General features: G+C 72.3%; 8 protein-coding genes. 4 read left to right on the top strand and 4 right to left on the bottom strand.

Translation table 11 applies throughout. The features are described 5' to 3' along the window. Positions 1-22 precede the first annotated feature (22 nt). Entirely contained in the window at positions 23-214 is a 192-nt protein-coding gene (locus AC07BF_RS31705) for a hypothetical protein (RefSeq protein ID WP_244293816.1), read from the top strand. 56 nt (positions 215-270) lie between these two features. On the opposite strand, the gene AC07BF_RS31710 is transcribed toward AC07BF_RS31705, so the two are convergent. The 3 genes from AC07BF_RS31710 to AC07BF_RS31720 all read right to left on the bottom strand — a co-directional run bounded on the left by AC07BF_RS31710 (position 271) and on the right by AC07BF_RS31720 (position 3363). After that, positions 271-2343 carry an alkaline phosphatase family protein gene (locus AC07BF_RS31710; protein WP_400989585.1) on the bottom strand — a complete coding sequence of 691 codons (2073 nt, stop codon included), beginning with the start codon at positions 2341-2343 and terminating at the stop codon, positions 271-273. Continuing rightward, on the bottom strand, positions 2340-2840 hold the full coding sequence (locus AC07BF_RS31715; RefSeq protein WP_400845164.1) for an MVB12 family protein: 501 nt from the start codon (positions 2838-2840) through the stop codon (positions 2340-2342). The genes AC07BF_RS31710 and AC07BF_RS31715 overlap by 4 nt, the downstream gene beginning before the upstream one ends. 175 nt (positions 2841-3015) lie before the next feature. Beyond that, positions 3016-3363 carry a hypothetical protein gene (locus tag AC07BF_RS31720; protein WP_363587261.1) on the bottom strand — a complete coding sequence of 116 codons (348 nt, stop codon included), beginning with the start codon at positions 3361-3363 and terminating at the stop codon, positions 3016-3018. Positions 3364-3975: 612 nt separating this feature from the next. Here AC07BF_RS31720 and AC07BF_RS31725 point away from each other — a divergent pair. After that, positions 3976-5832 (top strand): serine/threonine protein kinase, encoded by a 1857-nt coding sequence (locus AC07BF_RS31725; RefSeq protein WP_478334259.1) that lies wholly within the window; start codon positions 3976-3978, stop codon positions 5830-5832. A gap of 43 nt (positions 5833-5875) precedes the next feature. Here the strand turns inward: AC07BF_RS31725 and AC07BF_RS31730 are convergent, their stop codons facing one another. Then, positions 5876-8827: an AfsR/SARP family transcriptional regulator gene (locus AC07BF_RS31730; RefSeq protein ID WP_478334260.1), complete on the bottom strand. Its 2952-nt coding sequence runs from the start codon at positions 8825-8827 to the stop codon at positions 5876-5878. Between the two features lie 272 nt (positions 8828-9099). On the opposite strand from AC07BF_RS31730, the gene AC07BF_RS31735 reads away from it, so the two are divergent. Both AC07BF_RS31735 and AC07BF_RS31740 read left to right on the top strand, forming a co-directional pair. Next, positions 9100-9606: a SigE family RNA polymerase sigma factor gene (locus AC07BF_RS31735; protein ID WP_363587258.1), complete on the top strand. Its 507-nt coding sequence runs from the start codon at positions 9100-9102 to the stop codon at positions 9604-9606. Between the two features lie 67 nt (positions 9607-9673). After that, positions 9674-10474, top strand: coding sequence for a hypothetical protein (locus tag AC07BF_RS31740; protein ID WP_363632660.1), 801 nt, complete (start codon positions 9674-9676; stop codon positions 10472-10474). Positions 10475-10877: the final 403 nt, after the last annotated feature.

Consider the following 10877-nt stretch of genomic DNA (forward strand, 5'->3'; position numbering starts at 1 on the left):
ACAGACAACCGGAGGATCACTGGTGGAAGAAACACTGCTCTACGCCGCCGAACTCGTCGAGGAGGGCGGCACCTACAAGCTCGTCGTGCAGGACGTGGTCCGGGACACCGTCCAGGTCACCCCCGTCCCCAAGACCGCGGTGGACAGGCTCCCGACCTTCCTGTCGGTGCTCAGTGCCAAGCTCAACCCCGCACCGGCCCGCGGCCGCCGGTAGGACGCCTCACACCCGAAGAGGCCGGCGCCGCGCCCCGGCGCCGGCCTCTTCGCCGTTCAGCCGCTGATGCTCGGCCGGCCGTTCTCGACGTGGCCCATGAGGCGGCGGCGGAAGGACGCGTCCTCGGCGATCGCGAGGTCCAGGTCGTACCAGCCGTCGGCGGCATCGGTGTCCCAGGCGAGGACGAGGGGTTTGCCCATGACGACGGTCCCGGTCAGCGCCTTCGCGGTGCTGTAGTGCCGGGGCGCCACGGTGACGGTCTGCGGCGTGGCGCTCGGCGACGTGATCGTCAGGGTGAGAACGCGCTTCGGGGCGGTGGCGATGGCGGTGGCCACGGAGGTTTCGGCTGCGGCCCCGGCGGCCTTCCCGGCGAACTCTCGGCGGAATCCGTTGGGGCCGGTGAGGTAGAAGTCGTAACTTCCTCCGCGCACCGGCACTTTGGTGGCGGGCGTGGTGGTGCCGAGCACGTCGAAGTGTCGAGGGGCGTCGTAGGCGCCGGACGTGCCGACGTTGTCGTACAGGGTCAGGTGGACGGCGGCGGCGCCGGTGTTGGTCGGCTGGAGGACGAACGCGCCCTGCTTCTGGTCCAGGGCGCCGTGGGCGTCCGGCTGGTACGGCAGCGGGCGGGCCAGACGCCGGGTGGGGTCGGTGGGTTGCGGTGGCGGGTCGCCGGTGCGGTCGAAGTCGAAGACCGAGGTGAGGTTGCCGGCCACGGTGCGCCGCCAGCGGCTGATGGCGGGCTGCCGTACGCCCAACCACTCCTCCAGGAACCGGATTTGTGAGGTGTGGTCGAAGACCTGGGAGTTGACGTAGCCGCCCACGGTCCACGGGGAGACGACGATCATCGGCACGCGCATGCCCAGGCCGATGGGCTCCTTGCCGACGTACTCGTCGTCGACGCCCTGCGGGGGCACCGGCGGCGGCACGTGGTCGAAGAAGCCGTCGTTCTCGTCGTAGCTGATGAACAGCACGGTGGAGTCCCACATGTCCTCGTCGGAGGCGATGACGTCCAGGACCTGGGCGACGACCTCCTCGCCGGTCATGGGGGCCGAACCGCCGTCGCCCGGGTGTTCCGAGTCCGCGTCCGAGGGCACCAGGTACGAGACCCGGGGGACCCTCTTCGCCGCCACGTCCTGGGCGAACGCGTAGACGAAGTCGCGGTAGTTCTTCGGGTTCTGCTTCGAGTCCGGCGGGGGCGGGCAGCGGAAGAGCCCGCGGTCGTAGAGGCTCCGGTCGGCCGGCGGCAGGTCGGCGACCGCCTTGGCGAGGGCCTCCACGTCCTCCGGGCGCACGCGCTTCGGATCCTTGTAGAAGTCGTACAGGCTCAGGTAGTCGAGCTTGGCCGTCTTCAGCACGGTCTGGAAGATCCGCTTGAACTCGGCGTGGAAGTCCAGGTTGTTGTCGTAGTAGTTGTCCCAGCCCTGGTAGACGCGCCAGCTGATCCCGTCGGAGCCGAAGGGGTCGTTGTTGCCCTCCAGGATCTCGGGGTAACTGGACCAGTTGTAGCCCGGCGTCCGGTCCCCCGCGTAGGTCGCATCGGGGTTCTCGCGGTCGTGCGCGGCCGATCCGGTGACCCGCGACCCGTCGGGCTCCCAGCCGCCGAATCCGCTGAAGAGGTAGTTGCGGTTCGAGGTGGTCTCGCTCATCACCGAGCAGTGGTAGGCGTCGCACACGGTGAACCGCTCGGCCAGCGCCCGGTAGGTGCCGACGACCTCCGGCTGGTCGAAGTAGCCCATCGTGACGGTCCCCTTGGCCTTGATCCACTGGTCGTAGCGGCCGTTGTTCCACGCCTGGTGGCCGGTGGGCCAGGTGTGGGCCGCCGGCTCGGCCGTACCCTGGTCCGGTCTGAGCTGGTAGGGCCTCCGGGGCGTGGACGGGTGGTCCGGGTCGGGCTGGTCGAGGACGGTGCGGCCGTCGGTCCCGGGGAACGTGACGAGGTTGCGGTCGTCGTACCCGCGCACTCCTCGGAAGTTGCTGCCGAAGTAGTGGTCGAAGGAACGGTTCTCCTGCATCAGGAAGACCACGTGTCGGATGGCCTTCAGACCGCCGGGGCGGGGTTTGCGCTTGAGGGCCTTCAGCAGCGAGTCCGGCAGCGACGGAGCGCTCTGCGGGGAGTGGGGAGTATTCACGCGTTCTCCTGGTCCGGCGTGGCGGGCGAACCGGAGGGTGCGTTCTCGGTGGCCCGGAGGTAGTCGAGGTAGATGAGGTCGCCCTTGGCGCCCTTGTTGAGATCGGTGTCGACGCGGGTGTAGCCCGTCTCGGGAGGGATCTCCTGCGATCCGTCCTTCCAGTGCGTGACGGTGAGGTCGACGACGGGCCGGCCTGCGCCTTCCTGGCGGGTGACGGCCAGGAACAGGGCCGTGCCGTGTACGGGCGTCCCCCTGTTGAGGTCGACCGGCAGCTTCTGGTACCCGGCGGGCGGCTTCTCGTCGTCCTTCAGGACGCGGATGCCGGTGACGGGCCGGTCGTCGGCGGACCGTTCGAAGACGAGGTACAGGTAGGCGCCGTGCGCGCCCTTGTTCAGGTCGACGTCGATCCACTCCCACCCGGTGGGTGTGTGGAACGGACTCCGCACCGGGTCGTCGTAGGCGACCAGGACGTTGACGTCTGTGACGAACTGACCCATGGGCAGGTCTCCGATCGGAGCGGGCGAACGTGGGCGGGGGAGGTGGGGTGGACGAAGGGACCGACGGCTCGGGGCACGTACGGGTACGTGAGACGCCCGGCCGGGGGCGGCCCGGCCGGGCGTCCAGCGCTGGGATGCGGCGGGTCCGGTGCGGTCCGGGCACCCGAGGCGGCCGTCAGCCCTTGGTGAGGCCTTCCCACTCGCTCAGCGGCGCCGGACCGTAGGTCTTGGTGTCCTTGTGCGGCTCCCCGTTGGCGACGTTGATCCGCACGAACCGGTCGCCGGAGAAGACCCAGTACTCGTTGCTGCCGTCCGGGACCTTCATGACGGCGTCGATCTTCGCGAAGTCCGACAGGCTGGGCCAGTCCTCGCGGATGGTGCCCTTGAGGATGAGCTTGTCCGGGTACGGGTGGCTGCTCGTCACGGTGATTTCGACGCGCCGGTAGTCGGTGTTGGAGAACACCCAGAGCTGGTTCGGCTTGTCGGGAACGGCCATCACCGCGTCGACACGGTTGAAGCCCATGCGTGAGCCTTTCTGAATTCATCTGTTCGTGTGCCGCCGAAGCTGTGCTCGGGCGGATCTGCGGCTCAGTCCCATGGCTCGCGTGCGGCGAGGAATGTCGGGGAGGAGCGCCGCGAACCACGCTAGGTCGGCCGGTCCGGGGGCGCGATGCGAAAAGGCCTGGTGACCTGCATTCCAGTGACAGGTAATTTTGCTACGAACCTTTGGCGCGAGAAGCGCGAGAAGTCGGTCCGGCGCTTCGGGAGGCCTTGACGGCCTGCTCCGCGGCCGTCCGGGACCGAGGACGAGCCGCCTCCCCGCCGACGGCTTCCGCGAGGCTCGACGACGGCGTTCCTTCGAGTGGACCGGTGACCGGTGACCGGTCGCAGCCGGGGGAGTGTGCCTGACACCCCACCCGGTCGGCTGCGTCAATGCGGCCGTCGAGACGCGGGGGCGTGGGGTGGGGCATGGGGCGGGAATGGCTTGAGTCGATCGTGATTCATATGATGGACAGCCAGTAGTTGTTTTGCCGGTGTCATGATCCTCGGAGGGCGCCCCGGACCAAGGTGCGCCCATGGAACCGGGCCGGTCTCCGGATTCGCTCCGGTCCTCGGGCTTGATTCAGGGAGTATCATGCGCGGCACCGTGCTCGCCGACCGCTACCGGCTGGTGGACCTGCTGGGCGGCGGGTCGATGGGCGACGTGTGGCTCGCCGAGGACGAGGTCCTGGGCCGCCGGGTCGCGGTCAAGGTGGTGAAGCTGGCCCTGCTGGACGAATCCGGCTTCGCCGAACGCTTCCACGCCGAGGCCCGCGTCATGGCGCAGCTGCGCCACCCGGGCATCGTCGGCGTCTACGACTACGGGCACAGCGCCGTGGACGGGCGGCCCTCGGTCGGCTACCTGGTCATGGAGCTGATCGACGGGGAACCGCTGAGCGCCGTGCTGGAGCGCCGCGGCGCGCTGCCGGTGGAGGAGACCCTCCGGATGGCGCTCCAGGTGCTGGAGGCGTTGGAGGCCGCGCACGAGTCCGGGGTGGTCCACCGGGACATCAAACCGGCCAACCTGATGGTCCGCGGCGACCGGACGGTGATCGCGGACTTCGGCATCGCCCGGCCCGGCTGCGACGCCCGGCTGACCGTACCGGGCATGGTGCTCGGCACCGCCGCCTACCAGGCACCCGAACAGGCCTCCACCGGGACGGTCACCGCCTCGGCGGACCTCTACGCACTCGGCGTCGTCCTCTACGAATGCCTCGCCGGCAAGCTCCCCTTCGACGGGGAGACCGCCCTCGAACTGATCCTCAAGCACCTGACGGAGCCCGTGCCGCCGCTTCCGGAGGACGTGCCCGCGCCGGTGTGGGCGCTGGTCGAGCGGGCGATGGCCAAGGATCCCGGCGAGCGCTGGCCCGACGCGGCGGCGATGGCCGCGGCGGTACGGGACGCCCTCGCACCGGCCGAGGAGACGGCGCCGCCGGCTCCGGTCGGGCCCTGGCCGGTCGCCGGACGCGCACCGTGGGCCAGGTTCCGCCTGCGCGGGCTGATCGGGGTGACGGCGCTGTCGCTGCTCTGCGTGGTCGGGGCCTCCGGCGCGACGGTGATCCGGTCCGACGAGGACGGCGCGCCGGACGCCGCCGCCGTCGCGGGCCCGGTGGCCGGCCTCTCGGGCCCGGCCGTTCCCGCGGCGGTGGCAGCCGACCGCCAACCCGCCGGACAGCAGCCCGCCGAGCCGACGGCCCCGGTGCCGTCGGCCGGACCGGAAGCGGGCGGGAGCCCCACGCCCGGCGCCGAGCCCGAGCCGGTCGCCGGGCGGACCTCCGCCGGGCCCGTCCGGCCCGGTGTGCCGGTTCCGGCCTCCGGCGCGCCCACCGCCGGCCAGAACCCGGCCCCGCCCGCGCCGACCTCCGCCTCCCCGTCCCAGCCCGGTGTGCCGGCTCCGGCCTCCACGGCGCCCACCACCGGCCAGAACCCCGCCCCGCCCGCGCCGACCTCCGCCCTCCCGTCCCCGCCCGCTTCCCACGAACCGCCCACGCCCACACCGTCCGCGACGTCGGCGCCGCCCACGCCGCCCACACCGGAGCCGAAACCGCAGCCACAGCTGCCCTCCCAGGCACAGATCGCCAGCGTCGGCGGCGCGCTGGACAACTCCTACTCCGGGGACCAGAACGGCAACCGAGTCGGCACCTTCAGCGTCAACGGCACGTCGGCCCAGGTGTGGCGGCTGGAGAAGGTCTTCGAGGGGAAGTACTTCCTGCGCAACGCCTCCAGCAACTACACCAAGGTGCTGGACCTGGACACGGGCGACGGGCGCGTGCAGATCTGGACGAGCCCGCCGTTCACCGACAACCAGCTCTGGTCCTTCACGCAGGTTCGGGGCGGCTACCAGATCGTCAACGGCGCCACCAAGGGCTGCCTGACGTCCGACGGAGCCGGTTACTACGTCAGGGTGGCGGCCTGCTCGAACGCGGAGAACCAGGTGTGGGAGCTGCGCTGAGCCGTCGGCCCGCCAGCCGAACACCCCCGGGGCGAGGGGAGGATCACGCCGGCAGCCAGGACGGCCACTGCCGGCGGGGCCGGTCGGCGGCCCCGCCGAGGCCGATCAGGGCGCGCAGCCGGTCGGCTTCGGGGGAGCCGATGGAGGCCAGGATGTCGTAGGCCTCCGACCGGCACGCCCGGGCCGCGTCCTCGGCGGCGCCGCGGTCGGCGAGCGCGTCACCGAGCGCCGCCAGGGCCAGCCCCCGCCCGCGGCGGTCGCCGTCGAGCGTCAGCACCTCGACCGCCCGGTCGGCCGCCTCCACCGCCTCGTCGCCGCGGCCGACGGCTCGCAGCGACTCGGTGAGCCGCAGGAGCGTGCGGCCCGTCCGGCGCCGGTCGTCCGGCCGCAGCAGGGCGAGGGCGCCGCGGTGGTGGCGCAGGGCCTGCTCGAACTCGCCGCGATCGTGGGCGATCGTCCCCAACGAGTCGAGGGCGAGCGCCTGGAGCTCGTGGTCGGCGAGCTGGTGGCAGATCAGCAGGGACTGGTCGACGACGCGGACCGCCGCCTCGGGCCGGCCGAGCTCGGTGAACGCGCCGGCCAGGTTGAGCAGTTCGCCCGCCACCGAGCGCCGGTCGCCGAGCCGTTCCCAGACCGCGATCGCCGCCGCGAAGCCGTCGACCGCGTCGCCCGGCCGACCGACCTGGAGGAACAGGGCGGCCAGCGAGGCGTGGGCCAGGGCGAGCAGCGGCCCCGGCAGGCCGTGGGCGATGCACAGGTCGCGGGACCTGATCAGCTCGCCGAGGGCCGCGGGTTCGGAGCCGACCTCGGTCAGCAGCCGACCGAGCACCAGCCGGGCCCTGACCTCGGCCGTTCGGTCGCCCTGCCGGACGGCGGCCTGGAGCAGGACCTTGGCCGCGTGCCCCAGCGGCCGGGCGGCCTGGCCGGTCTCGCACAACAGGCTGCCCCCGAGCAGCAGTTCGGCCACCAGATCGAGCCGGGGTGGCCGGGGGAGCCCGGCGTACTGGCCGACCAGAGCGCCGATGCCGTGGTACTCGCCGCGACCGCGGGCCACCGCGCGGCAGTCGGGAGCGTACGGTGCACCGGCGCCGGTCAGGGCCGCGCGGGTGGCGGCCGGGCCGAGGGCCGCGACGGTCTCGGCGTGCTGGCGGATCACCAGGCGGGTGAGGACGGCGGCCGGGCGGTCCGCCTCCGGGGCCGAGCCCGTGCCGGCCTCGACGTCGGCCGCTGTCTCCGGGACGAGCCGCTGGGCGAAGGCACGCAGCAGGTCGTGGTACCGGTAGCGGTCCGGCGGCGCGGTCTCCAGCATCGAGCAGTCGACCAGCGACTCGGCCAGCTCCTCGGCCTCGTGCTCGGGCAGGTCGAGCACCGCCGCGACCGCGCCCGGCGACAGGTCGGGCACGTCCGGCACCGCCAACAGACAGAAGGCCCGGGCCTGGTCGGGCGTCAGCTGGTCGTAGCCGAAGCGGAACGCCGACTCGACGGCGAGGTCCTCGGTGCGCAGCACGTCCAGCCGGCGACGATTCTCGGACAGCTTGTCGAGCAGCCGGGCCATGGTCCAGCCCGGCCGGCAGGAGAGGCGGGCGGCGAGGATGCGCACGGCCAACGGGAGGTGACCGCAGAGCCGCACGAGCTCCCGGGCCGTGTCCGCCTCGGCCCGCAACCGCTGCCCGCCGACCACCTGGCCGAGCAGGTCGAGGGCCTCCTCCGGGGCGAAGGCCGGCAGCTCGACGACGTGCGCGTTGGGAAGTGAACCGAGCCTGGCCCGGCTGGTGACGAGCACGGCGCAACCGGGCCGGCCGGGCAGCAGCGGCCTGATCTGTTCGGCGTCCCGGGCGTTGTCGAGGACCATCAGCACGCGTCGGCCGGAGAGCAGCGAGCGGAACTGGGCGGAGCGTTCGGCGAGCCCGGCGGGCAGCGCCTCCGCCGGCACGCCGAGGGCGCGGAGGAAGGCGCCCAGCACCTCCTCGGGCGGGGTCGGGCGGCCGTCGGCCCCGTGCAGGTCGACGTAGAGCTGGCCGTCGGGGAAGTCGGCGGCCAGGCCGTGCGCGACATGGACGGCCAGGGCCGTCTTGCCCATGCCGCCCAGGCCCGACACCGTCGCCACGGGCACGGTGCGGGGCGCGAGCAGGACGGCCCGCACCGCTTCCGTCTGCGCCTCGCGGCCGGTGAAGTCGGCGAGGTCGGCCGGTACCTGGGTCGGCCGGATCGGCGCGTGGTACGGCGGGCGGGCCGTGGTGGTGGTGGCGTCGGGCCGGGGCGGCGCGGGCGCCACGAGGGCGGTGTCGGCCACCAGGATCCGGCGCTGCAACTCGCGCAGACCGGGCCCGGCGGCGACGCCGAGCTGCGCCCGCAGCCGCCGGTCCGTGTCGCGGTACACGCTCAGGGCCTCGGCCTGCCGCCCGGCCCGGTAGAGGGCGAGCATCAGCAGCTCGGAGAACCGTTCCCTGAGCGGGTGCTCGGCCGCGACCGCGGTCAGTTCGGCGACGGCCTCGCCGGACGGTCCGGCCTCGATCTCGGCCTCCAGACACGACTCCAGGACGGTCACCCGGCGTTCGGTCCACTCGCCGCGCTGCCGCTCGGCATAGGGGCCGGAGAGTCCGGACATCGGCTCGCCCTGCCAGAGGGCCAGTGCCAGGCGCAGCGTCGCGGCGGCGCGGGCGTGCTCCCCGGCGCCGCTGAGCTCCTTCGCCGCGCCGACGAGCTCCTCGCAGCGGTGGGTGTCCAGCTCCCCGGGATCCACGGTGAGCAGGTAGCCCCCGCTGAGCGAGGTCAGCGGGGCGGGCCCGAGGACGCGGCGCAGGCGGTGGACGTACGTCCGGATCACGGCTACGGGCTTGGCGGGCGGCTCCTCGCCCCACAGGTCGTCGACGAGCTGACCGGTCGACACGGGGTGGTTGGCCCTCAGCAGCAGCGAGAGCAGCAGGTTCCGCTGCTGCGGCGACCCGAGTGCGAGCTCGCCGCCGTCCCGCCACCCCCGTATCGGTCCCAGCACCGTGAACCGCAACCCACCCACCGACCGTTCCCCTCTGCCTGCAAACGAACCCCCGGGCGCATGATACCGACCGCATCACCGCTGGCCGGGGCTGCTTCTCGCGGGGTCGGCCGCGGGGAGACGAAGGGGAGACGAAGGTGTCCGTGGAGGGCGGCCGACGCGGCAGCGGTGAAAAAAAAGAAGGTGCCCCGCCCGCGCGACATGCTGACGCCTTACGTAGTCATGAGGGGTATGCACGGGGATCACAGGACAAGGGAACAGGCGGGAACCGAGTGAAATCAGCACAGGAGGATGAGTACCTGGCGTTCGTGGCGGCGAGGGCGAAGGCGCTGTACCGCTCCGCGTACGTCCTCGCGGCCGGCGACGCGCATCTTGCCGAGGACCTGGTCCAGGAGACCCTCAGCCGGGTGTACGTGCACTGGAAGCGGGTGGCCAAGGCGGACAACCCGGCCGCCTACGCCCAGACGGTCCTGGTCCGCACCTTCCTCAGCCTGCGGCGTCGACGGAGCAGCGGCGAGCGCCCCATCGGGAACATGCCCGACAGCGCGGCGGCCGGCCCCGACACCGCACTGCGACTCACCCTGTTGGACGCGCTCGGCCAACTTCCGCCCCGCGACCGGGCGGTGCTGCTGCTGCGCTACTGGGAGGACCGCAGCATCGAGGAGACCGCCCGGATGCTCAAGCTGAGCAGCAGCGCGGTCCGCTCCCAGGGCACCCGGGCGCTCGGCAGGGTGCGTGCCCTGCTCGGCGACAGCCTGTCCGACCTGGTTCCGCACTGAGCATCGGTGCGCGCAGGTCGAAACCGCCACGAAGCCCCCATCAGCGACAGAAATAGGTGACGCCAGCATGCCGTTCGAAGCAGACCTCGCACACGCCCTGGACCGCACGACCGACTCCCTCGAACCAGACCTCACCACGCTCATGCGCGGAGCCGTCCAGCGCGGGCGAAGCCGCCGGCGTCGGCGCACGGCCGGCGTCATCGCCGGGGTCGGCGCCTGCACCGTGATCGCGGCGGCCGGCCTGGTGATCCCCGACGTGCTCGCCGGGATGCACTCCGAAGGATCCGACATCAGGGTGGCGGCGATGGCGATGCCGCGTTCCGCGATCACCGACACCCAGATGATCCAGGCTCTGGAGGCGACGTTCCCCGGCGGCCGGTTCAGCGCGGAGAGCGGGCAGAGCAACAACCCCTCGGATCCGTCCAACGGGCGCGTCGCCAACGGCGGACTGGTCCTCGACGACGGGCACGGCGCCGCCTTCGTCGGTGTCTCGGCCGTGCGGCTCCAGCTGCCGCTCAAGGACGGCGACGGGCTGAGCTGCGAGTGGCAGCCCAAGCGTGACGGTGACACCTGCAAGATGAGCGAGCTGCCGAGCAGCGCCGAGATTCCCGGCGGGGCCCTGGTGATGTTCCAGCAGAACGCGGCCGCGCACCCGGTCCGTCCCGACACCGCCCGCCGCTGGACGGTGACGGTGACCCTGAAGTCGACCGGCGCGCAGCTTCAGATGGTGCAGTGGAACAGCACCGGCGGCGGCACCGGCGCCGAGACGCCGAAGCCGACCCGTGCCGCTCCTCCGCTCTCCGAGCAGCAGGCGGTGGCCGCACTCACCGGTGCCGCCTGGGCGCCGATCCTCGGCGCCGTCGGCTGACCCTGCGCGTCGCGTTTCGTAGGGGGTGCGTCCGCCGAGGTCGAGCACGGTCTGTCCGTGCTCGCCTTGGCGGGCGCGCCCTGGGCTGGGCATTTGTTTCGGGCGCTGAGTAGGGGTACTGTCAGCCAGTCGCTCGGCAGGGAGCACCGGACACGCATCGGCGCGGACGGTCCCGGGGCGGCCAATCCTTTCGAAACACCACGTCCCGGGTTCGGGCCGGGTCGGCTTGCCATGTGCGAGCGAGGCCCGGTGTGTATATCGGTGTGCTCGTTTTATTGGATTGCGGTCGATTCGCTTTTCGGAGTGGAGATCGGCTAGAGTTTGAAACGTCGGACGGGGCGTCAAGCCGCAGAAGACACCAGCGAGTTGGATGAACGAAGCGCCGGAAACGGAGCGGAAAACA

The organism is Kitasatospora sp. NPDC043950 (assembly GCF_056435345.1).